This is a genomic window from Streptomyces boetiae (assembly GCF_031845405.1).
In the GTDB taxonomy this organism is placed as follows: Bacteria; Actinomycetota; Actinomycetes; order Streptomycetales; family Streptomycetaceae; genus Streptomyces; species Streptomyces boetiae.
In genome coordinates, this window is sequence record NZ_JAVREN010000022.1 from 13,088 (window position 1) to 38,129 (window position 25,042).

Sequence of the window (25,042 nt, forward strand, 5' to 3'; positions counted from 1 at the left end):
CGACAGGCGGCACGCGCCGCCCGAGCCGCACGGGAGGCCCGGCCGCATGACCGACGACACCGCGCCCCGCGACAGCGCCCCCGGGGGCGGGCCGGGCACCGGCACCCCGGAGCTGAGCACGCCCCTGGCCCTGCCCTGCGGCGTCACGCTCCCCAACCGCCTCGCCAAGAGCGCGATGAGCGAGCAGCTCGGCGACGCCGCCCACCGCCCCACCCCGGCCCTCGCCCGCCTCTACGGCCGCTGGGGGCGCGGCGGCGCCGGCCTGCTGATCACGGGCAACGTGATGGTCGACCGCCGCTCCCTGGGCGAGCCGCGCAACGTCGTGGTCGAGGACGGCCGCGACCTGGACGCCCTGCGCGCCTGGGCCCGCGCCGCGCGCGCCGCCGGGGCCGCAGCCCTGATGCAGCTCAACCACCCCGGCCGGCAGACCCCGCCGGGCCTGTCCGCCGCCGTGGTCGCGCCCAGCGCGGTCCGGGTGAACGTCGGGGGCGCGCGTTTCCCGCTGCCGCGCGCCCTCACCGCGGCGGAGATAGCCGAGCAGACCGGGCGGTTCGCCGCCGCGGCGGCCGTGGCGGTGGAGGCCGGCTTCGACGGCGTGCAGGTGCACGCCGCGCACGGCTACCTCGTCTCGCAGTTCCTCTCGCCGCTGGCCAACCTCCGCACCGACGACTGGGGCGGCGACCCCGGGCGGCGCCGCCGCTTCCTGCTGGAGACGGTCCGCGCGGTGCGGGCCGCCATCGGGCCCGGCCGCGTCCTGTCCGTCAAGCTCAACTCCGCCGACTTCCAGCGCGGCGGCTTCGGGGAGGCCGAGTCCCTGGAGGTGGTCCGGGCGCTGGCCGCCGAGCGCGTGGATCTGCTGGAGATCAGCGGCGGCACGTACGAGCGGGCCGCGATGATGGGCCAGGAGCACCGCGGCGCCGGAAGCCGGGCCCGGGAGGCGTACTTCCTGGCCTTCGCCGAGCGGGCCCGCGCCGAGGCCGCGGCCGGCGCGCTGCCGCTGATGGTCACCGGCGGCTTCCGCAGCGGCACCGCGATGCGGGCCGCGCTCGCCTCCGGCGTGGACGTCGTCGGCCTGGGCCGCCCGCTGGCCCTGGAGCCCGACCTGCCGCGCGCCCTCCTCGCGGACCCCGAGGCCACGGCCAGCCGGGCCCGGCCGCTGACCACGGGCGTTCGCCTGCTGGACGGGGCGGCCGAACTCGCCTGGCACGGGCACCAGTTGCGCCGGATGGGGGCGGGCCGCCCGCCGCTGCCGCGGCTGGGCGCGCGCCGTGCCCTGCTGCGCGGCATGGCCCGCGACGGCGTGAACATCCTGCGCCGCCGCCGGGGCGGCGCGTGACCGCGGACCGGCGGCGCGGGCGGCTCGGCGGCCCGGGGCCGCTGCTGGAGGCCACCCTGGCGCTGCTGGCGGAGGGCGGCCCGGCCGCCGTCACCGTCCGCGCCGTGGCCCGCCGCGCGGGCGCCTCGCCCGGCACGGTCAGCCACCACTTCCCCTCGGTCGAGGCCCTGCTCGTGGCCGCGATCGAGCACGGCACGGACCGGACCGTCGCCCTCCTCGAACGCCTGGCGCTCGACCTCCAGGACACGGCCGAGGACCCCGCCGCCTGGGCGGATGCCTTCGCCGCCGCCATCGCCCACAGCCTGGCCGGCCAACGCGCCCACCACCTGGCCGAGTTCGAGCTGAAGCTACTGGCCGCGCGCCGCCCCGCGCTGGCCCCCGCGGCCGACCGGATCGAACGCGCCTACGCCCGCATCGTCCGGATGTCCCTGCGCGCCCTCGGCGTCCCCGACCTCGAAACGGCCACGGTCCGCCTGACCGCCATGCTCACCGGCCTCCTCCTCACCGAACTCCGCCGGAACGACCTCCCACCGGCCGTGGAGACCCGCCTCCGCACGGCCCTGCACGCCGAACTGGCCACGCACGGACTGTCGTTGCCGTGAAACCGGCCTGGCCGGCCTTCTCGCCCGGACGGCCCGCGCCCCGGCCCGGGGGCCGGGCAACGGCGGCCTGAGCCGGGCTCCACCCGACTGCGCTCCCGGCCTCCGGCCGGGGAGAGCTCTTCCACCGGACACCAGTCCCCGCCCCGGGGCCCGCCCGACGCGCGCTGCCGCGCTCCGTACGCGTGCGCTGCCCCCGCCCTGGGGCCGGGGCAGCGCTTCCCCGCCGGACACCAGTCCCGGCCCAAGGGCCGGGCAGCGGCGGCGAAGCCGTGCCGCAAGCTCCGCCAGCACGCGCTGACCGCGGCCTGGGGCCGCAGCGTGCCTCGCCGCGGCCCCTGCGCCGCACCGCGTCAGCGCGCCCTGCGGCGCCGTCCGCCGCCCTGGAGGGAGGCTCTGACCGCGCCCGAGGCCGAGGCCGTGCCGCGGGTGGGGCGGCCGGGGCGGCGGGGCGGGCGGTGTGTCGCGGTCGCCGCGGGGGCCGGCGCGGGGGCGGCGATCGCCACCGGGACCCCGGAGGGGGCCCGGGCGCCCGTGAGGCGGGCCAGCTCCGGGTCCTCGGGGCGCGCGCGGTGGGAGCGCGGGGAGATCCCCGCGTCCCGCATCATCTTCTCCACCTCCCGCCGCTGCTCCGGCAGCACCAGGGTGACCACCCGGCCCGAGCCGCCGGCCCGCGCCGTGCGCCCGCCCCGGTGGAGGTAGTCCTTGGGGTCGGCCGGCGGGTCGACGTTCACGACCAGGTCCAGGTCGTCCACGTGGATGCCGCGCGCCGCGACGTTCGTGGCGACGAGCACGGTGACCTCTCCGGTCTTGAACTGGCCCAGCGTGCGCGTGCGCTGCGGCTGCGACTTCCCGCCGTGCAGGGCCGCGGCCCGCACGCCGCTGGCCAGCAGCCGCGTGGTCAGCCGCTGCGCGCCGCGCTTGGTGCCGCAGAAGAGGATCACCCGCCCCTCGCGGGCGGCGATCCGGGTGACGAGCACCCTCTTGTCGTCCTCGGCGACGTGCAGCAGGTGGTGCTCCATCGTGGTCACCGCCCCGGCCGGGGGATCGACCGAGTGCAGCACCGGGTCCCTCAGGAACTCCCTGGTAAGCCGCCCGACGTTGCCGTCCAGCGTGGCCGAGAGCAGCATCCGCTGCCCGTCCGCCGGAATCTGCCGCAGCAGCCGCACGATCTGGGGCAGGAACCCCATGTCGGCCATCTGGTCGGCCTCGTCCAGCACGGTGATCCGCACCCGGCCCAGCGCGCAGTCCCCGCGTTCGATCAGGTCGTGCAGCCGCCCGGGCGTCGCGATGACGATCTCGGCGCCGTCGCGCAGGGCCCGCGCCTGGCGGGGGAGGGGCAGCCCGCCGACCACCGTCGTCTGGCGCAGGCCCAGCGCGCGGGCGTAGGGGGCCAGCGCCTCGGTGACCTGCTGGGCCAGCTCGCGGGTGGGCACCAGGACCAGTCCCAGCGGCTCGCGGGCCTCGGCCCTGAGCCCCGCCGTGCGGGCCAGCAGCGGCAGCCCGAACGCCAGGGTCTTGCCGGAGCCGGTGCGGCCCCTGCCGAGTATGTCGCGCCCGGCGAGCGCGTTCGGCAGCACCGCGGCCTGGATCGGGAAGGGCACGGCCAGGCCCTGGGCGGCCAGCTCGGCGGCCAGGGGGCGCGGCAGGTCGAGCTCGGCGAAGGACGCGACGGGCGGGAGGGACGGCGTAACGCTGGGCGGCAGGCCGAATTCACCGCCGGGGCCCGCGCCTGCCGCGGGTTTTCCGGAGCGCGGGGCCTGGGAGCCGCGCGCGGCTTTCTGGGACGCCGCGGCTTTCGCGCGCGGACGGGCGTGACGGACCACGGGACCTGCCTTCCCTCGGGTTGCTCGATACGGGCGGCGGTCGCGAAAACGGGTCCCGTGCCGCCTGAGGGGCACGGGACCCGGAGTCCGCGGACGCGGGGAGGGATCAGGCGGGAACGATGTTCTCCGCCTGCGGGCCCTTCTGGCCCTGGGTGACGTCGAAGGTCACCCGCTGACCCTCGTGGAGCTCGCGGAAGCCCTGCGCCGCGATGTTCGAGTAGTGGGCGAAGACGTCGGCGCCGCCGCCGTCCTGCTGAATGAAGCCGAAGCCCTTCTCGGCGTTGAACCACTTCACGGTGCCACTGGCCATGTCAATCTCCTCAGGGGCGGAAATCGGATCCGCACCGTGCGGACCCGGTGTCGTAGTAAGGACCCCAACCGGAAATGACCGGCAAAAGAAAAGCACCTGTCGGTTACATCCGCCAGGTGCACACAAAGCTTCATGGGTACCACAACTGCAACGCCACCGAGCCTAACACGCTCCGGGCCCGGGCGCGCGTTCTCCCCGCTCCCCGTTTCCGGAACCCCGCTCCGCGCCTCCCGGCCCCCGCTCCCGGGTCCCCTCAGTCCCGCCGCAGGCATTCGATGAGGTAGTCCCCGGTGGCCGGGTCCGTCGTCACGCCGTGGGTCTCGCTGTGGAAGCCGGGGAAGCGGCGGTCGAAGGTCTCCAGGGCGGTGAGGTAGCGCAGCAGGGGGCCGTCGGGGGTGCCCGTGCGTTCGCCGGGCATCAGGACGGGGATGCCGGGGGGCGTCACGGTGACCATGGCCGCGGCGACGCGGCCGGGGGCCTCGGCCAGGCGGACGCGCTCCGTGCCGCCGCGGATCAGGCGCTGGTAGCAGAGCTGCGGCGGGAACGCCGGCTCCGGCGGCTCGGAGAACGCCGCGTCCAGCAGCTCCACCAGCCGGGCCTCGCGCAGGTGCCCGTGCATCTGCGCGCACAGGCCCGGGAGGGTCTGCCCTGCGTAACGCCCGGAGTGCGCGGCGACCAGGGCGGGCAGCACCTCCTGAAGCGGCGCTCCCCCGTCGTGCAGGGCCTTGAAATCGGTGAGCGCGTCCAGCAGCGTGCCCCACTTCCCCTTGGTGATGCCCATGGAGAAGAGCACCAGCGCCGTGTAGGCGTCCGTCTTCTCCACCACGATGCCCCGGGTCTCCAGGTACGCCGTCAGCACCCGTGCCGGGACGCCCCAGTCGGCCGTCTCGCCAAGGGCGTTGATCCCCGGGCAGGTCAGCGTCACCTTCACCGGGTCGAGCAGGCACCAGCCCTCCTCCAGGCCCTCGAAGCCGTGCCAGGCCCCGCCCGGGGCCAGTTGCCAGCAGCGCGGCTCGCCGGCCAGCAGCTCCAGCGGCGCCTCCTCGAACGGGAGAACGTCCCCGGTGGCCGGGTCGGTCACCGTCTCCGGCTGCCACACGCCGAAGAACCACGGCGGCCGGTCGCCCGCCGCGGCGACGCGCCGCCCGACCCGGACGACCGCGCGGCGGAAGCGGATCGCCTCGGTGACGGCCTCGTCCAGCAGCCACCGGCCCTGCGGGCCGTCCATCATCGCGGTGGACACGTCCAGCGAGGCGATCATCGGGTAGAGCGGCGAGGTGGTGCCGTGCATCATGAACGCCTCGTTGAACCGGTCGTGTTCGACCGGCGCCCGCGGGGCCGAGCGCACGTGGACCATCGCGCTCTGCGAGAGGGCGGCCAGCAGCTTGTGCGTGGACTGGGTGGCGAAGACCGTGGGCCGTTCGGGCCCGGGGAAGGTGTCCGGGCCGACCGCCATCCCGAACCGGCCCGCGTACAGCGGGTGGAAGCGGGCGTAGGCGAACCACGCCTCGTCGAAGTGCAGCCGCGGCGTGCTGGGCGCCAGCGCCCGCGCCACCTGGAGCGCGTCGTAACACAGGCCGTCGTAGGTGGAGTTGGTGAGCACTGCGTAGCGCGCCTCGGGGGAGACGGCCCCGGCCGCCAGGGGGCTGGCGGCGATCCGCGCGGCCACCGCGCCGGCCTCGGCGGCGGCGGGCGGCACCGGCCCTGCCAGCCCGTAGCCGTTGCGGGTGGGCACCAGGTAGACCGGCCTGGCGCCGGAGAGGACCAGGCCGTGCAGGACGGACTTGTGGCAGTTGCGGTCCACCAGCGCCACCTCGTCCCGGGTGACGCAGTAGTGGCCCACGAGCCGGTCGCAGGTGGAGTCGCCGTGCAGCACGAAGTACGTGCGGTCGGCGCCGAAGACGCGCGCGGCGTTGCGCTCGGCCGCGCCGATCGGGCCGGTGTGCTCGAAGAGCGAGCCCAGCTCCCCGACGGAGATCGACAGGTCGCTGCGCAGCAGGCGTTCGCCGAAGTAGTCGTGGAACGCCCGCCCCACCGGGGACTTGAGGAAGGCGACGCCGCCGGAGTGGGCCGGGGTGTGCCAGGAGTACTCGTGCGCGTCGTCGAAGCGCCGCATGGCCTCGAAGAACGGCGGCAGCAGCGCCCGCTGATAGGCGCGGGCGGCGCTCGCGATCCGCCCGGCGACGAAGGCGGGGGTGTCCTCCAGCGGCCACACGTAGCCGGTGACGGTCTCCGCCACCCACAGTGGGAGGTGGTCCAGGTCCTCCCCGGAGGTGACCAGGAAGACCGGCAGGCCGCGGAAGCGGCGCGCCGCGTGCCGCAGCACGCCCTCCGCGCCCCCGTCCGGCAGGTCCCAGTCCACCACGGCGGCGGCCAGGCCGGCCTCCGTGCTCAGCACCGCCCGCCCGTCGGCGCCGCCGCGGGCCCAGCGCGCCGCGAGGCCCCGGCCCGCCAACGCCTCGGCCACCCGGCGCAGTTGGCCCGCGCCCGCCGCGCCGCCCGCCGACTCCTCCCGCACCGCGAAGAGCACCGTGCCCTCGGCCATGACCACACCCCTCACCCCGGGCGCCCGTCCCGCGTCCGCCCGGCGTTCGTCCCCGCGTCCGTCCCGCTCCGAGTGGTACCGGACCCCGGGCGCGCCGTCCGCACCCGGAACGCGAAACCACCCCGACCGGCGACACCCTGCGCGTCAGAGCGAACACGCCCCGGAACGGCCCCCGCAGGCACATGCACGTGCAGTGCCGAAGTGCACGTGCAATGCGCATAATTCGTCTTGCGCGTGCAACAAAACCGGTGCGACCGTGTCCCGGTGCCCGAGCAACGGCTGACCGAACTCCATCTGCACTTCCACGGCTGCGTCCGCCCGCCGGACCTCCTGCGCCACCTGGCGGCCAGCGAGGACACCGACTGGGACTGGTACGAGGGGGAGATGGCCGCCGCCTACGGGGCCGTCCCGCCCACCCGGCGCGTCGTCGAGCGGCACCGCCGCGGCGACCCCGGCGCCGCGGCCGAGTTCGCCCGCCTCTTCGTCTTCCGGGACGAGGACGCCGGCTCCTTCGCCCGCTTCCAGGCCAAGGCCAACCTGCTGTTCGCCGCGCCCGCCGACCCGGCCGTCTTCGCCCCGGGCATCCGCGCCGACCTCGCCCGCCAGGGCCTGGCCCACGCCGAACTCCGCGTCAGCGCCGCCATGTTCCCCGCCCTGGCCGCCACCAGCGGCAACACGCCCGTGGCCGAGCGCTTCGCCGTCAGCCTGCCCCGTCGCGACCCGTGGCCGGACTGGGAGCGCGTGCGCGCCCTCGCCCTGGGGCCGCACGGCCACCTCCTGACCGGCATCGACTTCTCCGGCGCCGAGGAGGGCCACCCGCCGCGCGCCCAGGCCGCGTTCCTCGCCGCCGTCCACGAGTTCAACGCCACGCACCCCCGCCGCGCGCTCGCGATCCTGTACCACGTCGGGGAGAGCTTCGGCGACAAGAGCCTGGAGAGCGCGGTGCGCTGGGTCCACGAGGCCGCCGAACTCGGCGCCCACCGCCTCGGCCACGCCATCGCCCTGGGCCTGGACCCGCACACCCTCGGCCCCCACACCCGCGAGGAGCCCGCCTCCGAGCGCCGCGACCAGATCGCCTACGACCTCGAACACGCCAAGGGGCTGGGCGAGTTCGGCGTCGTCGTGGACCCCGCCGCCCTGCGCGCCGAGCTGGCCCGCCTCGCGCCCCTGCCCGAGGCCGCCCCCGTCCCCGCCCGCTACGACGCCGCCCGCCTCACCGACGTGGCCCGCCGCCAGCGTTACGCCACCAGCCGCCTGCGCGCGCTGGGCACGGTCATCGAGGTGTGCCCCACCTCCAACCGCCGCACCGCCGGCCTCACCGACCCGGCCGCCCACCCGCTCGGCCAATTCCTCGCCGCCGGACTGCCCGTGACGATCTCCTCCGACGACCCCGGCCTCTTCGGCACCACCCTGGCCGAGGAACTCGCCTGGGCCGCCGAGAACTTCCCCGGGGGTCAGGCCCTGCGCCCCCACCTCCTGGCCACGGCCTGGTCCTCCCGCGCGGAGATCCTCACCGGCCGCGCCCAAGTCCCCTGACCGCGCGGGGCAGGCTCAGCCGGCCGACGGGGCCGGGGCGAAGGTGATCAGCCGCAGTCCCGGCGAGGCGGGCAGCGTGAAGTTCTCGTAGTGGAACGTCAGCACGCCCTCCGTCGGGTGGCGGAACGCCTTCGTGCCGTGGCCGCGCAGGTCCACGTCCCCCGTGGCCCACAGCTCCCGGAACTCAGGGCTGCTGCCGAGCAGTTCCTCCACCAGCGCGGCCAGCGCCCCGTCCTCCGGGTCCCGCCCCAGGGCCAGCCGGAGCTGGCCCGCGGTCGTGGCGGCCGTCTCCTCCCACTCCAGGTAGAACTCCCGCCCGGCGGGGGCGAGGAAGAGGAAGCGCGCCAGGTTCCAGCCCCCGGCCGGGGAGAACACCCGCTCCGCCGCCGGGTTGAGGGCCAGCACGTCGAAGCGGTCGTTGATCACCATCGCCGGGACCTCCGGCATGAGGGCCAGCATCCGCCGCAGCCCCGGGCGGGCCGGCCCCGTCTCCACCGGCGGGCGCGGCCCGCGGCGCGGGGGCCGGGTCAGGGCCCGCAGGTGCTCGCGTTCCACCTCGTCCAGGCGCAGCGCGTCCGCGAGGGCGTTCAGCACCTCGTCCGAGGGGCGGCCCACGCGGCCCTGCTCCAGCCGCTGGTAGTACTCCGCGCTGATCCCCGCGAGCTGGGCCAGCTCCTCCCGGCGCAGCCCGGGAACGCGGCGGCGGGCGCCGGAGCGGAGGCCGGCGCTCTGCGGGGTGAGCCGGGCCCGGCGCGAGCGCAGGAACTCCCCCAGGTTCCGGCGCGTGGCGGCGGGCTCCTCCATGCCCGCCAGTATGCCGCGCCCGGCGCCGCGCGCCCCCGAGGGTGGCCCTGCGCGTACCCGGAAAACGCGGATCTGGGTCGCGCCCCAGCGCTGCGGCAGGCTGATGCCCGCTCGGCCGACGAGCGAACGACCAGCGGGCGCCGCCGAGGCGGACCCGCGGAGGAGAGGAGCCGACCGTGTGCCATGACGTCGACAGCCGCCCGCCGGCCGCCCCCGTGACCACCGGGGGCGTGGCCGCGCACGGGCCGTTGGAGATCACCGCCGGGGACGGCAACCGCTTCCCCGCCTACCGGGCCCTGCCCACCCACCCCAACGGCCGCTCCGTGCTGCTGCTGCCCGACCTGCGGGGCGCCCACCCCTTCTACCTGCTCCTGGCCCAGCGGTTCGCAGAGGCCGGCTTCCGCACCCTGGTCATGGACTACTACGGCCGCAGCGCCGGGACCGCCCCGCGCGGGGAGTCCTTCGACGGCGCCGCGCACATGGCGTCGCTGAAGCCCGAGCACGTCGAGACCGACGCCGCCGCGGCCGTGGCGGCGCTGCGTGAGGAGGACGAGGGGCCGGTCCTCAGCGTCGGCTTCTGCCTGGGCGGCGGCTACTCCTGGCGGCTGGCCGCCGCCGGCCTCGGCCTGGCGGGGGCGGTCGGCTTCTACGGCCCGCCGCGGTTCTTCGAGGACCGGGCCGAGGAGGTGTCCGCGCCGCTGCTGATGCTGCTGGCCGGGGAGGACGTCGCGACCACGCCGGAGCAGTTCGACGCGCTGGCCGGCCGGCTGGAGCGGGCCGGCAAGGCGTACGAGCGGCACGTGTACGCGGGCGCGCCGCACTCGTTCTTCGACGACTCCTTCGCCCGGTGGGCGGATGCCTGCGCCGACTCCTGGCACCGCCTCCTCGGCTTCGTCGAGCGCCACAGCCCGGTGGCGGCGGCGTGAACGAGCGGTACGAACGCGGCCTCGCCCGCCAGGCCGAGCTGGGCGGCACCGGCGCGACCACGGCGGGCGGTGTACGAGGCGCTGGCCGACACGGCCCCCGATCTCCCGCGCCTGGCGGTCGAGTTCGCGTACGGGGATATCCACACCCGCCCCGGCCTGGACGCGGCCGGCCGCGAACTGGTCACGCTGGGCGCGCTGATCGCCCTGGGCGGGGTCGAGCCGCGGCTGGAGGCCCACATCGGCTCGGCGCTGAACGCGGGCCTGGAGCCCCGCGAGGTGGTCGAGGCGATCCTCCAGGCCCTGCCCTACGCCGGCTTCCCCCGCGTCTTCGCCGCGACGGCCGTGGCTGGGGGCACCTCCCAGCCGCCAGGCTGGGGGCGGGTCTTCGAGGCGCGCGACCTGCTGCCGGTGACGGGCTGAGCCGCCGGGGGCGGCCGGGTCGTTCCGGTCGCCTCGACTCCCGCCGGCGCGGGCGGCGGTCAGGGCACCCGGCGCGGCACCGCGGCCTCGACGCCCGGCCCGGCGCCGGTTCCCGCGGTGCCCCGCGCGCGACCGGGCTCACCAGGAGGCGCGCCACGAGGCCGGCTCCCGGGGCACCGGCCGGCACGTGGTGGGGTGCCGGGCCGCAGTACAGTGGGGATACCGGGAGTTCGCCGTACGCCCGCCTTCACGCGGGCGCCGTTCCCGGCGAAGGAAAACGCCGGTCCTCGCCTCGGGCGGTGGCCGGAGACGGGTTCGCGCCATGTCCGCGACGACCGACCGCCCCGCGTCCCCGCGGGGTTCTGCCCAGGGCCTGCCGGCCCGCCTCGCCCTGAAGAGCGAGGGCCCTCCCCGGGGGCTGCTGGACGGGGCCTGGTGGCCCCGTTCCCGGGAGCTGTCGGCGGAGCTTCCCGCCCTGGCCGCCGCGCTGGACCACCGGTGGGGCCGGATCACCCGGGCCGCCGTCAATCCCCGCCACTGGCCGGACGTTCCGCGCAAGGTGACGTGGGGCGGGCGGGTGATGAAGGTGGGCTGGTTCGACGCCGAGCTGGATCCGCACACGATCTCGCTGGTCTCCCAGACCGGCCGCCGGGAGCTGCTGGTGATTCCCCCGGAGGCCGGGGCGCCCTCGGCGGAGCGGCTGATGGCCGGGGCGATCGAGGACGAGGGGCCGCCTCGCACCGCGAGCGCGCTGATGGCGGGCGAGGAGGCCCGCGCGTACGGGCCGGCGCCCGGCGGGGCGCGGGACTCCGAGGAGGCGTGGGAGGACGAGGGCGGCGCCCGGAAGCCCCCGACCGGGACCGCCCCGACACCGTGAATCCGGGCGCGCCGCGGCGGCGGGTCGCGGCGGCGCGGCGCTGGGGGCTCGGCTCCGCGGGGCTCAGGTCCGGGCGGCGTCCGCCGTCCGGTCGGGGGTGACGAGCCAGCGCAGGCGTTCGGACATGGTCCGCGCGCAGTCGACCACGGCCCGCACGTGGGGGGAGTCGTTGCCCGCGCGCCACAGGACCGACCAGGGGGAATAGGAGACCGGCTCGGTGAGCGGACGCCAGATGGTGCCCCGGTGCGCGGAGATGCAGGAGGCCGGCACGCAGTAGAGGCAACGCCCCTGGGCGACGAGGTCGGCGGCGGCGCGGACGCTCTCCACCGTGCCCTCGTAGACGGTGGGGGTGAACCCGGCGGCACGGCACAGCTCGACGGTGAACTGATTGAACTCCGGCGCCCTCGCCTCCTCGGCCAGCAGCAGCGGCTCCTCGGCCAGCACGGCGACGGGAATCCCGTCCATCCCCGCGAACCGGTGGATGCTGGGCACCATCGCCCCCAGCGGGTCGTGCCGGAACAGCTGGGACGCCACCTCCGGCGGAGCGAGCGTCGCCCTGCCGATGCCGACGTCCAGGCGGCCGTCGATCAGCTCGCGGTACTGGTCGGGCACGCCGGCCTCGACCTGGTGGATCACCAGCTCGGGGTGGCGGGCCTGGACCTCGTGCAGGATCTGCGGCATCGAGTCGTAGCCGGCGTCGATGATGCCGACGCGCAGCGCCGGGGCCGAGCCGACCGCGCTGCGGGCGATCGCGGCGGCGCGGTCCACCCGCGCGAGGATTCCCCGCGCCTCGACGAGGAAGAGCGCGCCCGCGGCCGTCAGCTCGACGTGGTGGGTGCTCCGTTCGACGAGGCGGACGCCCACCTCGCGTTCCAGGCGCTGGAGTTGCTGGCTCAGCGCCGACTGGACGATGTGCTGACGGGCCGCCGCCCGGCCGAAGTGCAACTCCTCGGACAGCGTGACGAAATACCGAAGCTGGCGAAGTTCCATGCCTTCGAACCCCCTGCCGCCGGGCCCCCAGCCTACGTCGGCGCCCGCTCATCGGCTCCCGTGATGGGCTCTGCTCGGGTTGCCTGTTTCCCCCGGGGAGCCGAGGCGGTTGGCTGGTCAGTGTCGCCCGGAATGTCCTCGGCGGCGTCGTCCCCCGGTGAGGAGGACCTGTGATCTCCGGCCGACCCACTCCCCGGCCCGGCCTCCGGCCCACCGGCCGGACGGTCAGTCAGAACGGATCGGCACCGCGCTGTGCGCACCTCGACGGGCTCGCACCCGTCACCCCCACCTCACGCGACTGCCGCACCTGTCATGCCCCCGAGAGCCGGTGGGTGTCGCTGCTGGTCTGCATGACCTGCGGCTGGGTGGCCTGTTCCGACGAGTCACCGAACCAGCACGCCAAGGCTCACTACGAGGAAACCGATCACCCGGTCGCCCGCTCCCTGGCAGCGGGATCGAGCCGCCGGTGGTGCTACGTCCATCAGCGTCTCGTCTGATCCCAGCCATCCGGTCATCCGTCCATCCGGCCGCCGGCCGTCGCCGTATCGAGGTGCCCATGCCGAACCTCCCCTCCCTGCACGTGTCCCGCCGCGACCGAGCCGGCCGGACTCTGCTCACCCTGTCGGGCGAGATCGACCTCGCCTCGGCACCTCTGCTGCGTCACGCGCTGCACCAGTGCGTGGGCGACGGCGCCCTGCGGATCGAAGTCGATGTGGCCGGCGTCACCTTCTGCGACTGCAGCGGCGTCAACGTCTTCCTGGTCGCGGCCAGGCGCACGGCGACGGCCGGCGGGGCGCTGCGCCTGCACCGCCCGTCCTCCGCGCTGGCGCGGCTGTTCGGCCTGACCGGCGCCGGCTCCCTCCTCGCCGGCGCGCCCCCCCCGTTCCGCCCGCCCCGCTCCGGAGCGCGGACGAACGGCCGTTGCCGTCCCGGCCGTTACGGGGGGTGCGCGGTGAAGACTCACCCCGAGCCTGTCGAGCCGCCGCGCCCCGGGAGCCGCCGGCCGTCCGGGCTGTCCGCGGCCCGCCTGCGGGCACTCACCCGCTGGCAGGCCGGACCGGCGGTGCTCCGGGCGCTGGTTCTCGACCTCGGGGCCCGGACGCCGGCCGTTCCGGACGGCCTCGGACACGACGCGCGCACGCAGCGGCCCTGACGGCGGCGGCCCCACGGACGACCTCGCGTGGCCGTCCCGGTCACGCTCAGCCAACGAGAAAGGCGGTTCTCATGTACCTGTTGCTCATCCCGGCTCTCCTGTCCCTCCCCCTGTTCGGCGCCGCCGTGGGCCTGTCCCGGCTGAGGACCCGCATGTGCCTCCCGGCCGGGCCGGCAGGCGTTCGTCCTCGTCCCGCCCCACCCGCGCTCACACGCGCAGGGCCCACAGCGTTCCCCCGTGCCCGAGCGCCCGCACCAGCCGGTACCGCCCGGAGAGTATCCGATCCCCATCACCCACGGCCCACGTCCCCCCGGCGCTCCGCACTCATCACCCACGGGCCGGCAGCCCGCATCGTAGCCCCCGGCTCTCCACCCGCCGCCGCTCCGGCGGGACTTGGGTGCGGGCTCACAGGTCGTCGGTGTCGTCCGCCGCGTCGAAGCTCGGGCCGGGGCCGTCGGCGTCGGCCTCGTCGTCCGGCACCGCCTTGCCCATCGCGGCCGAGATCCGGCCGAGCAGCGCGGCCCGGCGGGCGGAGAAGAACCCCTCGAAGTCGTCGGCGGCCATCAGCTCCGGCTCGGCGAGGTGCGTGCGGATGTGTCCGGCGACCCCCTCGCGGGCCGTCTCCGCGCTCCGGGTCAGCCGCTCCAGATAGTCGGAGGGCGCGGCGCCGCCGATGATCCTGTTGGTCCGGGCGGTCAACGGGGTCTTGTTGACGATCGAGTTGAAGACGGTGGGTTCGAGCCCGGCCTTCTCGCACCACGTCTTGGGGAAGATGTGGTGGATGTCGATGGACTCGTCGAAGTACCCGGTGACCTCGGCCTTTTCACCGGTGCGCCAGTCCACCGCGCCGGCTTTGAGCAGCAGCGCGTAAATGCCCTTGTACGCCGCGCTGTTGCGGGTGCGCAGGGTCAGCAGGCGGCCGGGGGAGAACTGCGCGGCGGTCACCGTGCGCGGCTCGGCCGCCGCCCCGCGGATCCAGTCGACGACGTCGGGGAGGTCCTGGCTGAAGCGGGTCTCGGTCGAGCCGCCGTACAGCTCCCCGAACACCCCGCACCAGTACCAGCGGGCGAGTTTCTCCTGCGCCCCGGCGCTCTGCGCGGTGTCCCCGGCCAGCGCCAGGATGGCGGCCAGCGGTATCAGCTGCGTGCCGTAGGGCAGGAACTTGGTGTCGAACAGGTACTGCTGGTGCAGGAATTTCGCCGCCTTCTTGAAGCCGGCGATGACGGAGGGGGCCAGGCGCCGGTAGTCCTCCAGGGAGAGCGCGAGCATGTCCTTGCGCTTGCACCCGATGCGCGGCAGCCGTTCCTCCTCGGTCCCGCGCTCCTGCTCGGCACGGCGCCGGCCGGCCGTGGCCAGCAGGGTGACCGCCTGCAGGAAGTCGGTGTTGGAGACCTCACGCAGGATGCGGTACTCGGGCGCCCTCCACGCGGCGCGGCACTCGCGCTCCCAATGCCTGCGCAGGTCGAACTCGTCCGCCGCGTAGGTCGCGGTCAGCAGCTCGAACACGGTCAGGGTGACGCCGCCGGTGTTGACCTTCTCGAACACCTGGCACACGGCCTGGCGCGGCGTTCCCTGCCCCAGCTCGATGACGGGGACGTGGTACCGGTCGAACGGCCGGACGAACGCGTCGTCGAAGTCCCGCCACAGCTCGTACTTCTCCTTGTTCCGGCCCCAGTGATCGATGAATCCGTAACCCCAGTCGCCGCGGTCGAAGACGGCGTGGAGCGGAAAGAGGTGTCCCTCGTACTCCAGCTCGCGCGTCGAGTAGTCCTCCATCACCTCGCCCCGGAAGTTCAGCACCCTGCGGGACTCCGGCAGGAAACGGATCGCCTCGTCGCGGTCGCCGTTCTCGTCCAGCGCCTTGCGCATGTCGGCGTAGAACCAGCCGGAGACCCGGTGCTTGCGCAGGTCCTGCGTCACCACCGGGCGCCGCAGCTTCAGCGCCTGGAACAGCGAGGTCAGCCGCTGCTGCCCGTCCAGGACGAGGGACTCCGGCTCCGGCTCGCCGGGGGGCTCGGCCCCCTCGATCGGCCGGTACTTGAACCGGACGTCCCCGCCGGCCTTGAGCAGCATCACCGTGCCGACGGGATAGCTCAGCGAGATCGACGCGAGCAGGGCGGCGATGTTCGGCCACGGCCACACCCAGCCCCGCTGGAACTCGGGCAGCTGGATCTTGCCCGTCTCCACCTGCTGCAGCAGGTCGCGAAGCGGTCGCTTGTCGATGCTGAAGGCTTCGTCGGCCACATCGGCTCCTCTGGACGGCGGCAGCGCACGACCGGGACGGCCATCCCGGGTGTCACCCTCAAATTACTAGCCGTCATGGGGCCGTTGCCGCCGGACCGGCGAAGCCGACGCGGCGGGGACGTCCGTTCAGCCGGGAGTTCCCGCGGGCGTTCAGCCGGTCGGGCAGCTCTCGCGGTACTCGGAGATGCCGTTGCCGGGGGCGGGGGCCGGGCAGAGGAACTGCTCGTAGCGGGTGTCGTTGTCGACGTACCGCTTGGCCCAGGAAACCATGTACCGGGTCAGGATGCGGTTGGGGAAGAAGACGTCGAAGTGGCTGCCGCCCGCGAGTTCGAGGTAGGCGCGCTCCGGGGCGGCGGTGAGGTTCTCGTAGAACGACTCGGCGTGGAAGGCGACCGGGGCGACGAAGTCGAACTGGCCGCCGACGATCATCGTGGGCACGGTGACCTCCTGCCAGGCGTTGGTCAGGTGCCAGGGCTCCAGCGGGATTGCCGCCTGGAGGTCGGGGTTGTTCGCGGCCGCGCGCAGGGCGCCGCCCCCGCCCATCGAGTGGCCGGCCACGGCCAGCCGGTCCGGGTCGACGCGGTCGCGGACCTCGCTCTGGGTGGTGAGGTAGTCGAGCGCGGCCTGGAGCTGGTCGGCGCGGCTGTCCGGCGGGTCGGCGACGGTGCTGGTGTCGATCACGATCGTCACGAAGCCGTGCGAGGCGAACATCGGGCCGTACCAGCCCATGAGGAACTGCGGGCTCATGAAGCCCGGGCTGATGGCGATGCCGCCGAAGTCGCCCTGGCTGGAGTCCGCCGGGTAGTGGATGGTGCCGCCGCCGAAGCCGTTGCCGCGCGGGACCGTCACCCGCTCGACCTCGAAGGGGCCGTCGGCGTTCGCCACGCTTTCGGCGGTGGGGTCCGGCCCGCGCCGGAACTGATGCTCGGCCGCGGCCCCCGGGGCGCGCTCCTCGGTGGCGACGGCCGCGCCACCGGCGTTCAGCAGAATGCCGCCCGGAGCGAGGGCCGCGACGAGCGGCAGCGCGACCGCCGCCCGCCGGGTCTTCCTGTTGCCATGTGCCATGGGGAACCAGCTCCTTGAGGGTCGGGGCGCATCCGCCCGGCGCGCCGCGGACGGCATAGAAACCGCTCGGTCGCAAACTGTCAATAGGGGGCGACTGATCGGTCTCTAAATGCGCCAATCGGCGTCCCGTAGCCTGGGCCCATGGACAACCCCGCGGCGAGTGCGCCTTCCGCAGCGGACAGCCGGCAGCCCGGCGACGAGGGCCGCACCGACCCGCCCGCACCCCGCCGCCGCACGCAGCGCGAGCGCCGCGAGACGACGCGGAGGCGGCTGATCGACGCGACGATCGCCGTCATCGCCGAGGTGGGCTACGCCAACGCCTCACTCGGCCTGATCTGCGAACGCTCCGAGGTCTCCCGGGGCGGGCTCTTCCGCCACTTCGACTCCCGGCTCGACCTGATGGTCGCCACCGCGGCCGAGGTCGGCCGGCGCCACGTCGCCCACGCCCGCGAGCAGTTCACCGCCCTGCCGGAGCCGCCGACGCTCCTGGAGGCCCTGCGCCTGATGCGCGATCGCCACCGCGCCACGGAGAACGTCGTCTGGTTCGAACTCATGGTCGCCGCCCGCACCGACCCCGACCTGCGCGAACGCCTCGGCGAGACGGGCCGCCGCTTCTTCGCCGACGTCGTCGAGGTCGCCCGCCTCGTCCCGGGCGCCGAGGTCTTGCACCCCGACGAACTCGAGATGCTCGTCAACACCCTGGAGCACACCTTCGACGGCGAAGCCATCCGCCGCGAAATCGCCCCCGGCCCCACCGCCGAAGCCCGCCGCCTCCAACTGGCCGCCGACTTCGCCACCTTCCTCATCCAACGCCGCCTCGACGCGGCCTCGGATTCCTGAACGGCGGCGGCCTTCGTTCAGCCCGGTGGGAGGTGAGGGCGGACGTCCGGGCGCTTACGCCGGGGTGGGGTCGCTCCGGCCGGTGGCCGGGTGGGCTCCGGGGCCTGGAAGGGGTTCGTCGCCGGGGGCGGCGGGGCCGTGGTCGCGGAGGGGGGTGCCTCTTCCGGGGCGGAGAACAGGGAGGGCTGGTCGATGAGGTCTTCCCATCGTCGAAGGGGCGTGCGGGACGGTCCTACAGCTTGCTCATCTTGGTGTACGGGCTCAGGATGCGCTGGCGCGCAGACCCGAAGTCGACGAGCGCTGCGACCTCCTCCTCGATGCCGATCACCCGGCCGAGGCCGTAGATGTCGTGCGTGACCTGGTCGCCCACGGCGAACCGCTCGGGCGGCGGCGTCACCGGTGCCTTGAAGGGGCTGGTGGGCAAGTGGCGCTTCGGCGCGGCTGGCTTTCTCATTACCACCAGTATGCGCCTGCGCGCCTCCATCCGCGGCGGCCGTGTGCGTTCCGCTTCCGCGCGACCCCGCCGCGGAACGGCGAGGGGCCCCGGCCGGGACCGTACGCGCCGGCAGCCCGCGGCGCCCGGGCAGCACCCCGGTGCACCCGCCGCCGTGGCACGGCGGCGGGTGCACCTCGCGACGGCATCCGTCGTCAGGCCGTGGACAGGGCCGCGGTCGGGGGCATTCGCGCGGCGCGCGCGGCGGGATACGCGCCGGCCAGCGCGCCGACGAGGACCGTCGCCCCCGCCGCGCCGCCCAGTACCCACGCGGGGAGCGCGAACGGCCATTCCCGGCCGGCCGCGAACGCCATCGTGACCGCGCCGCCCAGCACCGCGCCGCCGATCCCGCCGAAGCCCGCCAGCAGCACCGACTCGCCCAGGAACTGCCTGCGGATATGGGCACGGGTGGCGCCCAGGGCCCGCCGCAGGCCGATCTCGGAGCGCCGTTCGAGCACGGCGATCACCATGGTGTTGGCCACCCCGATGCCGCCGACCAGCAGCGAGACCCCGCCGAGCGCCAGCAGCAGCGTGGTCAGCGTCTCGTCCGCCGCCTCCCGCGCGGCCAGCGCGTCCGAGGGCCGGGAGACCACCACCTCGGAAGGGACGGCCGGGTTGACGGTGGCCGGCAGCAGCGCGCCGACCTCCTCCACCGCGGACTCGTCCGACCGCTCGTAGACGGTGGTCGGCGGAACGTCCCCGCCGGACAGCTCCGCCGCCGCCTCCCAGCCGATCAGCGCCGAGGAGTCAAGCTCCGGCGCGAGCGGCACCGGGTCGAGGATGCCCACCACCGTGAACCACGCGCCGCCGAGCCAGACGTCCACCGAGCCGTCCGCCTGGGCCCCGGAGATGCCCAGCAGCTCGGCGGCCGTGGCGCCCAGGACCACGGTGGGATACGAGCCCAGCGCGGAGTCGAGCCAGCGGCCCGCCGCCACGGTGCCGCCCACCGTGCCGAGCAGGTCGGTGCGGGCGGCGCTGACCGCGAGGGCGTTGGTCTCGTCCTCGTCGATCTCGTCGTTGCGGTAGACCGCCGCGTCCCGCAGCGCGCCGACCGCGCTGACGGAGGTCACCTGTTCCAGCCGGTCCACCATCTCCACGCTCTCCGCGGGGAGTTCGGCCCGGTCGCCGGTGAACGACTGGCCGGGCGTGACGGTGAGCAGGTTGGTGCCCAGCTCGCGCAGCCGCTCGTTGACCTCCTCACGACTGCTGGCGGAGATGCCGACCACCGCCACCATGGCGGCGATGCCGACCGCGATACCCAGGGCCGAGAGCACGACCCGCAGCGGGCGGGCCCGCAGCCCTGACGCGGCGACCCGCAGGGTGTCCCGGGGCCGCAGCCGCGAGGCGGCGGGGGCGTGGGCGGACGCGCTCATGAGGGCCCCGCCCCCTCGCGGTCCGCGCGTCCGGCGGGGGCGCCACGTCCGGCGGGGGCGCCACGTCCGCCGGGGTCCGCGCGTTCCTCGGGGCTCGCGCCTCCAGCGGGGTCCGCGCGTTCCTCGGGGCTCGCGCCTCCGGCGCGGTCCGCGCGTTCGTCGGACGCGATCCGGCCGTCGCGCAAGTACACCTGCCGGGGCAACGCGGCGGCCACCTCGTGGTCGTGGGTGATGACCACGATGGTGGTGCCCGCCTCGTGCAGCTCGCGGAAAAGCCCGAGCACGGCCGCTCCGGACGCCGAATCCAGCGCCCCGGTCGGCTCGTCGGCCAGCAGCAGCGAGGGCTCGCCGACCAGCGCCCGCGCCACCGCGACCCGCTGGCGCTGGCCGCCGGAGAGCTCGTGGGGGCGGTGGTGCGCCCGCTCGGCGAGTCCCACGCGCTCCAGGCTCCGCCGGGCCAGCCGGCGGCGGCGGGGGAGCGGCGTCCCGGTGTAGAGCAGCCCGTCGGCCACGTTGTCCAGCGCCGTCACCCCGGGGGAGAGGAAGAACTGCTGGAAGACGAAGCCGAGGCGGTGGGCGCGCAGCGCGGACAGCTGGCGGTCGGAGAGCGCGTTCACGTCGTGGCCGTCGATGTGCACCAGCCCCGAGTCCGCGCGGTCCAGGGTGCCCAGCACGTTGAGCATGGTGGACTTGCCGGAGCCGGACGGGCCCACGATGCCCACCAGCTCGCCGGGGTCGATCCGCAGGTCCACGCCGTCCAGCGCGCGGACCGGCGGACGACCGGGGTAGACGCGGCGCACCCCCCGCAGGCTGACGACGGGGCGGGGGCCGGGCGTTCCGCCGGGCCGCAGGTCCATGGGGAGGGGAACGACGGCGCTCACCGGCCCGCCACCCCCACCACGGTGCCCTCGGCGATGCCGCCGCCCTCGACCTCGACCCTGCCGTTCGCGAACAGGCCGGTGTCCACCTCGACCAGCTCCCAGGTGCCGTCGCCGGCCGCCACCTCCAGGCCGTAGCCGCCGTCCGACAGCGCCAGCAGCGCGCTGACCGGGACGACCAGGACGTTCTCCCGCTCGTCGACCTCGGCCACCACGTCCAGGGAGGTGCCGAGCAGCGAGGCGTCCACCTCCTCGGCCGGCCTCACCTCCACCTCGACGACCGCGTCCTCCGCGCCGGCCGCCTCGTCGCCGCCGGGGCCCGCCCCGCCCGCCGCGTCGGTCCCGGCCGGGAAGACGCCCGCGCTGGTCACGGAGCCGGGGATCGTCCGGCCGTCCGGCAGCTCGACCGTGACCTCGGTGTCGACGGCGAGCAGGTCACGGTCGTCCATCCCGGCCTGGAGGCTGACGATCTGGTCGGAGCCGGTGAAGTCCAGCACGGGGGCACCCGGGGCGACCAGGTCACCCAGGTCGGCGTGCAGGGAGTCGACCCGGGCGCCGTTCGGCACGAAGACGACCGCGGAGGCGGCCACGAAGCCGGTCTCCTCGGCGCCGATGTCCTCCTGCCACGCGCGCACGGCGTCCTCGGTGCCGCCGGTGAACTCGTCGTCGACCGTGAATCCGCTGTAGCCGAGCCCGGCGAGGTTGTGCTCCAACTGCTCGACGTCGAGGCCGGTGTCGCCGGCCCGCAGATCGCGGTACATCGGGAGGGCGCCGTGCAACGCGGTCACCGGCGTCTCGTTGAGGCGGTACAGCTCGCCGCCGCGTTCGATGGGCGAGTCCGCAGCCGCCAGCCCGGTGATGGTGCCCTGTCCCAGGGCCGCGACGGTGTGCTTCTCGCCGTGGCCGAGGGTGCCGCCGAAGCTCTCGGTGGCCGAGATCGTCTCGCGGGTGACCTCCGCGGTCGCGGCCGGTCCGGCGGGGTCGTCGGCCCGCCCGGCGCCCGGGTCCTGGCCGGCCAGCCGATAACCGGCGCCCGCGCCGACGGCCAGCACCAGAACGCCGAGGGCGAGTGCCACCGGGCGGGAACGGCCCCGGCGCCGGTCGGTCGGCTCGCCGTCCGTCGGCTCCTCCGTCCGTGCGCCCGCGTCGCGGCCGGGGGTGCGGCCGGTCTCCTCGGACTCCCGGCCGAGTCCGTCCCGCGCGTCTCCCGAGCCCTCCGCGTTCCCCGAGCCCCTGGCGTTCGCCTGCGGCACCGTGCTCACAGGCCACCCCCGGGAGGGCCGAACCGCATCGGGAGACCGGCGGCGAGCTCCTGGCACTCCTCGATCGCGCCCTGGAACTCCGCCCCTTGGTAATCGAGGCCCTCGGGCATGCTCAGCGCTCCCGAGGAGTCCGGGTCGGGCATGTCGACGCCGTTGTCCCGCATGCACCGGGTGAACTCCCGCAGCTGTGCCATGACGTCGTCGCCCAGCGGCTCGCCGCTCCCCGGGCCGCCGTTCGGCAGGATGTCCTGGCACGCCTCGACCGCGGCCCGCACGTCCGGGTCGTCGGCGCTGCCCTGCGGCAGCACGACGGCCGGGTTGTCCGGGTCGGGGTCGGGCATGTCGACGCCGTTGTCCCGCATGCAGTCGTACCACTCCAGGGTGGCGTCGGAGGCCGGCCCGCCCCCGGTCCCGCCGGCGTCGCTGTCGCCCGCCTCGCCGTCGCCGCCGCAGGCGGTCAGCGCCAGCGTGAGCACCAGGGCCGGGACGGCCAACCAGCGCAGGCGCCGGGGATGTCGTGAATCGCGCACGGTGTGCACTCCTGATTCCGTAAGCGGTTGATCCCGCAATCGGTCGGACTTGTGCGGCCGAGCGTGCCGGGCCCCTGTCAGAAACCTGTCAGCGCACGGTCAGAGCGCGGTTTCTTAGCCGGGCCTTACGGGGAGAGCCCAAGACTCGTGCCATGGACGCCCCCGTGCCCGCCCGCATCCTCATCGCCGAAGACGACCGCAAGAACGCGGATCTGGTGCGCCGCTTCCTGGAGCGCGAGGGGCACGTGGCCGCGGTCGTGCACGACGGCCGGGCCGCCATCGAGGAGACCCGGCGCTGCCGCCCCGACCTGCTGGTGCTCGACCTGATGCTGCCGCGCGTGGACGGCCTGGACGTCTGCCGGGTGCTGCGCTCCGGGCCCGACATCCCGATCATCATGCTCACCGCCCGCGCCGGCGAGGACGACGTGCTGCTGGGCCTGGCGCTGGGCGCCGACGACTACCTCACCAAGCCCTACAGCCCGCGCGAACTGGTCGCCCGGGTACGCACGGTGCTGCGCCGCGCGGCCCGCGCCTCCGCCGCCGCGCCGGAGGTGTACCGGGTGGGCCGGCTCGCCATCGACACCGCCCGCCACGAGGTGCGGGTGGCGGGCACGCGGGTGGAGGTCACCCCGGCCGAGTTCACCCTTCTCGCCCGCCTGGCGGCCTCGCCCGGCCGGGCGTTCACCCGGCAGTTGCTGCTGGAGCACGTCTCCGGCTTCGGCCGGGAGGCCACCGGCCGCACCATCGACGTGCACGTGATGAACCTCCGCCGCAAGATCGAGGAAGTTCCCACCCGGCCCCGCTACCTGCTCACCGTGTACGGCGTCGGCTACAAGCTGGCCGAGGAGGACCGGGTGGCGGCGGAGGACCGGGTGGCCGGGGAGGACCGGGTGGCCGGGGAGGAGCGCGGTGCGCCGTAGCCTGCGCCTGCGGCTGCTGGCGCTCTCGCTCGCCGTGGCCGCCCTCTCCGTCGTCGCCACCGCGCTGCTCGCCACGTACGGCACCGGCACCCGGCTGCGCGAGGACGCCGAGTCCAGCGCCTCCCTCCTGGAGACCGACAGCTCCATCCACGACGCCCTCCTCGACTTCGCCGCCGAGCACAGGAGCTGGGACGGAGTCGAGCCGCTGGTCGCCGAGTTGGCACGGCGGACCGGGCGGCGCGTCGAGCTGACCACTCCGGACGGCCAAACGATCGCCGGCTCCGGCCGGCTGCCCGGCCGGGACGCCGGGGACCGGCCGTCCACGCCCTCGGCCAGGATCGACGCGGCGAGGCCGCCGGACCCGCTCGCCGACTCCTCCGGGCGGCCCGGTTTCCTCGCGGGAGAGCGCAGCGCCCGGCTGGCGCTCGCCTACACCGGCTGGCAGATGACCGAGGCGGAGCAGCGCGAGCGCCAGGCCCTGGCCGGCCAGGCGGTCTCCTGCCTGCGGGAGGAAGGCATCGACGCCACGGTCGTCGACGGCTTCACCCCCTACACCGGGGCCCTGGGGGACGCCCGGTTCGCCGCCCCCAACCGGCTGTTCGCCACCGGCGAGGGGGACGCCGCCCGGCTCCAGGAGCAGGCCGACGCCTGCGTGCCGGACCGGCTGTCCGAGCCCAGCGATGCCACCCGCGCACTGAACGAGCGGGCGGTCCGGCTGGCCACCGCCTGCCTGGAGGAGCACGGCCTCGCCTACGAGCTGGCCGCCAACGCGGCCGGCCTGCGACTCGTACAGCCCGCCGGCCCGGGCGGGGAGCGCTCCGCCGCCTGGACGCGGTGCGAGGACGAGGCCCGTATCGCCGCTGCCCGCCCGTACGTTGCCCCGCCCGCCGATCTCTACCTGGGCAGCAGCGACCGGTTCGCCCCCTTCTCCGGCGAGGGCTGGTGGCGCACGGCCGCCACGGTCACCGCGGTGCTGATGGCCGCCGCCGCGGTCACGGTGCTGGCCGGGCGGCGGCTGGTCCGGCCGATCCTCGCGCTGACCGGCGCGGCCCAGCGGATGGAGGCGGGCGACCACACCGCCCGGGTGCCCGTACCGCCGCGCGGCGGGGACGAGGTGACCCGGCTGGCCGATGCCTTCAACGCCATGGCCGCCGCCATCGAGAGCAGCGACCTGCAGCGCAAGGCCCTGGTCAGCGACGTCGCCCATGAGCTGCGCACCCCGCTGGCCAACGTCCGCGCCCATCTGGAAGCCGCCGAGGACGGCGTCGTGCCCCTCGACGCCGAGTTGGTCCGTTCCCTCCAGGAGGAGTCCGCCCTGCTGGAGCGGCTGGTCAGCGACCTGCAGGATCTCGCCCTCGCCGACGCCGGGATGCTGCGCGTCCATCCGGAGGAGCGGGACGCGGCCGACCTGGCCGGCCAGGCGGTGGCCGCCTACCGGGCCCGGGCCGAGGCCGCCGGAGTCGAGGTCCGGGTGGCGGTGCCGCCCGAGCCGGTCCCGGTCCTCGCCGACCCCGCCCGGCTGCGGCAGGCGCTCGGCAACCTGGTGGCCAACGCGGTGACGCACACCCCCGCCGGCGGCTCGGTCGAGGTGGCCGTGCGCCACGGGGACGAGCGCACCCGGAACGCGGTGGTGCTGACCGTGGCCGACACCGGGCGCGGCATCGCGCCGGAGCACCTGCCGTACGTCTTCGACCGGTTCTACCGCGCCGACCCCTCGCGCAGCCGCAGCACGGGCGGCAGCGGCCTCGGCCTGGCCATCACCCGGCACCTGGTCGAGGCGCACCACGGCCGCGTCGAGGTCCACAGCACACCGGGGGAGGGCTCGACATTCACCATCCGCCTCCCCACCCCACAGCCGGAGCACGACTCCCGCCCGCCCCCCTGACACACACCCGGCCGCCCCGCCCCAACTGCCGACCCCCCGGAGCCCGCCCGACAACGAACGCCACCTGCCGGCCGCGCCGTCTCCCCTGAACCCCCGGACACAACGAAGGCCCCGGCCGTGGATGGCGGCGGGGCCTTCGTTCAGCCCGGTGAGAGCTGGGCGGAGGATACGAGATTCGAACTCGTGAGGGTGTGAACCCAACACGCTTTCCAACTGTTCGCTGTGGCGTA

23 protein-coding genes are annotated in these 25,042 nt (G+C 75.4%); 11 read left to right on the forward strand and 12 right to left on the reverse strand.

The genetic code is table 11. The annotated features are described in order from the left end of the window. Positions 1-46: 46 nt before the first annotated feature. Positions 47-1,336, forward strand: coding sequence for an oxidoreductase (locus RM780_RS15880; protein WP_311631379.1), 1,290 nt, complete (start codon positions 47-49; stop codon positions 1,334-1,336). Next, positions 1,333-1,938, forward strand: coding sequence for a TetR/AcrR family transcriptional regulator (locus tag RM780_RS15885; protein ID WP_311631380.1), 606 nt, complete (start codon positions 1,333-1,335; stop codon positions 1,936-1,938). Before RM780_RS15880 ends, RM780_RS15885 begins: the two co-directional genes overlap by 4 nt. Positions 1,939-2,288: 350 nt before the next feature. Here the strand turns inward: RM780_RS15885 and RM780_RS15890 are convergent, their stop codons facing one another. The 3 genes from RM780_RS15890 to RM780_RS15900 all read right to left on the reverse strand — a co-directional run bounded on the left by RM780_RS15890 (position 2,289) and on the right by RM780_RS15900 (position 6,616). Further along, positions 2,289-3,761 carry a DEAD/DEAH box helicase gene (locus RM780_RS15890; protein WP_311631381.1) on the reverse strand — a complete coding sequence of 491 codons (1,473 nt, stop codon included), beginning with the start codon at positions 3,759-3,761 and terminating at the stop codon, positions 2,289-2,291. Between the two features lie 106 nt (positions 3,762-3,867). Then, the gene (locus RM780_RS15895) at positions 3,868-4,071 is read right to left on the reverse strand and encodes a cold-shock protein (protein ID WP_311631382.1); all 204 of its coding nucleotides are present in this window, start codon (positions 4,069-4,071) and stop codon (positions 3,868-3,870) included. A gap of 253 nt (positions 4,072-4,324) precedes the next feature. Further along, the gene (locus tag RM780_RS15900) at positions 4,325-6,616 is read right to left on the reverse strand and encodes an Orn/Lys/Arg family decarboxylase (RefSeq protein ID WP_311631383.1); all 2,292 of its coding nucleotides are present in this window, start codon (positions 6,614-6,616) and stop codon (positions 4,325-4,327) included. A gap of 264 nt (positions 6,617-6,880) precedes the next feature. On the opposite strand from RM780_RS15900, the gene RM780_RS15905 reads away from it, so the two are divergent. Continuing rightward, positions 6,881-8,152, forward strand: a complete 1,272-nt coding sequence (locus tag RM780_RS15905; protein ID WP_311631384.1) for a hypothetical protein — start codon at positions 6,881-6,883, stop codon at positions 8,150-8,152. Positions 8,153-8,167: 15 nt separating this feature from the next. On the opposite strand, the gene RM780_RS15910 is transcribed toward RM780_RS15905, so the two are convergent. Then, complete coding sequence (locus tag RM780_RS15910) at positions 8,168-8,956, reverse strand: helix-turn-helix transcriptional regulator (RefSeq protein WP_311631385.1); 789 nt, start codon at positions 8,954-8,956, stop codon at positions 8,168-8,170. A 176-nt stretch (positions 8,957-9,132) separates the two neighbouring features. On the opposite strand from RM780_RS15910, the gene RM780_RS15915 reads away from it, so the two are divergent. The 3 genes from RM780_RS15915 (at position 9,133) to RM780_RS15925 (ending at position 11,179) form a co-directional block, all read left to right on the forward strand. Further along, positions 9,133-9,882, forward strand: a complete 750-nt coding sequence (locus RM780_RS15915) for a dienelactone hydrolase family protein (protein WP_311631386.1) — start codon at positions 9,133-9,135, stop codon at positions 9,880-9,882. Positions 9,883-9,951: 69 nt separating this feature from the next. Continuing rightward, positions 9,952-10,302, forward strand: a complete 351-nt coding sequence (locus RM780_RS15920; protein WP_311631387.1) for a carboxymuconolactone decarboxylase family protein — start codon at positions 9,952-9,954, stop codon at positions 10,300-10,302. Positions 10,303-10,624: 322 nt separating this feature from the next. After that, a complete protein-coding gene (locus RM780_RS15925; RefSeq protein WP_311631388.1) occupies positions 10,625-11,179 on the forward strand; it encodes a DUF5994 family protein in 555 nt (184 codons plus the stop codon). Between the two features lie 63 nt (positions 11,180-11,242). Here RM780_RS15925 and RM780_RS15930 read toward each other — a convergent pair whose 3' ends face one another. Beyond that, entirely contained in the window at positions 11,243-12,169 is a 927-nt protein-coding gene (locus RM780_RS15930) for a LysR family transcriptional regulator (protein WP_311631389.1), read from the reverse strand. Positions 12,170-12,339: 170 nt separating this feature from the next. Between RM780_RS15930 and RM780_RS15935 the strand changes: the two genes are divergently transcribed. Both RM780_RS15935 and RM780_RS15940 read left to right on the forward strand, forming a co-directional pair. Further along, positions 12,340-12,666: a UBP-type zinc finger domain-containing protein gene (locus tag RM780_RS15935; protein ID WP_311631390.1), complete on the forward strand. Its 327-nt coding sequence runs from the start codon at positions 12,340-12,342 to the stop codon at positions 12,664-12,666. Positions 12,667-12,725: 59 nt separating this feature from the next. After that, on the forward strand, positions 12,726-13,322 hold the full coding sequence (locus RM780_RS15940) for an STAS domain-containing protein (protein WP_311631391.1): 597 nt from the start codon (positions 12,726-12,728) through the stop codon (positions 13,320-13,322). Between the two features lie 405 nt (positions 13,323-13,727). Here RM780_RS15940 and RM780_RS15945 read toward each other — a convergent pair whose 3' ends face one another. Beyond that, complete coding sequence (locus tag RM780_RS15945) at positions 13,728-15,566, reverse strand: GmrSD restriction endonuclease domain-containing protein (protein WP_311631392.1); 1,839 nt, start codon at positions 15,564-15,566, stop codon at positions 13,728-13,730. 150 nt (positions 15,567-15,716) lie between these two features. Next, positions 15,717-16,631, reverse strand: coding sequence for a poly(ethylene terephthalate) hydrolase family protein (locus RM780_RS15950; protein WP_311631393.1), 915 nt, complete (start codon positions 16,629-16,631; stop codon positions 15,717-15,719). Between the two features lie 141 nt (positions 16,632-16,772). Between RM780_RS15950 and RM780_RS15955 the strand changes: the two genes are divergently transcribed. Beyond that, the gene (locus tag RM780_RS15955) at positions 16,773-17,471 is read left to right on the forward strand and encodes a TetR/AcrR family transcriptional regulator (protein ID WP_311631394.1); all 699 of its coding nucleotides are present in this window, start codon (positions 16,773-16,775) and stop codon (positions 17,469-17,471) included. Positions 17,472-17,703: 232 nt separating this feature from the next. On the opposite strand, the gene RM780_RS15960 is transcribed toward RM780_RS15955, so the two are convergent. The 5 genes from RM780_RS15960 to RM780_RS15980 form a co-directional block, all read right to left on the reverse strand. Continuing rightward, positions 17,704-17,925 (reverse strand): hypothetical protein, encoded by a 222-nt coding sequence (locus tag RM780_RS15960; RefSeq protein WP_311631395.1) that lies wholly within the window; start codon positions 17,923-17,925, stop codon positions 17,704-17,706. 194 nt (positions 17,926-18,119) lie between these two features. Further along, positions 18,120-19,337, reverse strand: a complete 1,218-nt coding sequence (locus RM780_RS15965; RefSeq protein WP_311631396.1) for an ABC transporter permease — start codon at positions 19,335-19,337, stop codon at positions 18,120-18,122. Continuing rightward, the gene (locus RM780_RS15970) at positions 19,334-20,194 is read right to left on the reverse strand and encodes an ABC transporter ATP-binding protein (protein ID WP_311631447.1); all 861 of its coding nucleotides are present in this window, start codon (positions 20,192-20,194) and stop codon (positions 19,334-19,336) included. Before RM780_RS15970 ends, RM780_RS15965 begins: the two co-directional genes overlap by 4 nt. Positions 20,195-20,214: 20 nt before the next feature. Then, positions 20,215-21,477, reverse strand: a complete 1,263-nt coding sequence (locus RM780_RS15975) for a peptidoglycan-binding protein (protein ID WP_311631397.1) — start codon at positions 21,475-21,477, stop codon at positions 20,215-20,217. Beyond that, positions 21,474-22,007 carry a hypothetical protein gene (locus RM780_RS15980; protein WP_311631398.1) on the reverse strand — a complete coding sequence of 178 codons (534 nt, stop codon included), beginning with the start codon at positions 22,005-22,007 and terminating at the stop codon, positions 21,474-21,476. Before RM780_RS15980 ends, RM780_RS15975 begins: the two co-directional genes overlap by 4 nt. Before the next feature lie 152 nt (positions 22,008-22,159). Between RM780_RS15980 and RM780_RS15985 the strand changes: the two genes are divergently transcribed. Both RM780_RS15985 and RM780_RS15990 read left to right on the forward strand, forming a co-directional pair. After that, positions 22,160-22,927 carry a response regulator transcription factor gene (locus RM780_RS15985; protein ID WP_311631399.1) on the forward strand — a complete coding sequence of 256 codons (768 nt, stop codon included), beginning with the start codon at positions 22,160-22,162 and terminating at the stop codon, positions 22,925-22,927. Continuing rightward, positions 22,917-24,812: a sensor histidine kinase gene (locus RM780_RS15990; protein WP_311631400.1), complete on the forward strand. Its 1,896-nt coding sequence runs from the start codon at positions 22,917-22,919 to the stop codon at positions 24,810-24,812. Before RM780_RS15985 ends, RM780_RS15990 begins: the two co-directional genes overlap by 11 nt. Positions 24,813-25,042 lie beyond the last annotated feature (230 nt).

Coding starts and splice junctions, on each gene's coding strand:
- RM780_RS15960 (WP_311631395.1), bottom strand. CDS start 17,925: ATGAGAAAGCCAGCCGCGCCGAAGCGCCACTTGCCCACCAGCCCCTTC.
- RM780_RS15925 (WP_311631388.1), top strand. CDS start 10,625: ATGTCCGCGACGACCGACCGCCCCGCGTCCCCGCGGGGTTCTGCCCAG.
- RM780_RS15910 (WP_311631385.1), bottom strand. CDS start 8,956: ATGGAGGAGCCCGCCGCCACGCGCCGGAACCTGGGGGAGTTCCTGCGC.
- RM780_RS15965 (WP_311631396.1), bottom strand. CDS start 19,337: ATGAGCGCGTCCGCCCACGCCCCCGCCGCCTCGCGGCTGCGGCCCCGG.
- RM780_RS15895 (WP_311631382.1), bottom strand. CDS start 4,071: ATGGCCAGTGGCACCGTGAAGTGGTTCAACGCCGAGAAGGGCTTCGGC.
- RM780_RS15880 (WP_311631379.1), top strand. CDS start 47: ATGACCGACGACACCGCGCCCCGCGACAGCGCCCCCGGGGGCGGGCCG.
- RM780_RS15940 (WP_311631391.1), top strand. CDS start 12,726: ATGCCGAACCTCCCCTCCCTGCACGTGTCCCGCCGCGACCGAGCCGGC.
- RM780_RS15930 (WP_311631389.1), bottom strand. CDS start 12,169: ATGGAACTTCGCCAGCTTCGGTATTTCGTCACGCTGTCCGAGGAGTTG.
- RM780_RS15950 (WP_311631393.1), bottom strand. CDS start 16,631: ATGGCACATGGCAACAGGAAGACCCGGCGGGCGGCGGTCGCGCTGCCG.
- RM780_RS15970 (WP_311631447.1), bottom strand. CDS start 20,194: ATGGACCTGCGGCCCGGCGGAACGCCCGGCCCCCGCCCCGTCGTCAGC.
- RM780_RS15900 (WP_311631383.1), bottom strand. CDS start 6,616: ATGGCCGAGGGCACGGTGCTCTTCGCGGTGCGGGAGGAGTCGGCGGGC.
- RM780_RS15985 (WP_311631399.1), top strand. CDS start 22,160: ATGGACGCCCCCGTGCCCGCCCGCATCCTCATCGCCGAAGACGACCGC.
- RM780_RS15955 (WP_311631394.1), top strand. CDS start 16,773: ATGGACAACCCCGCGGCGAGTGCGCCTTCCGCAGCGGACAGCCGGCAG.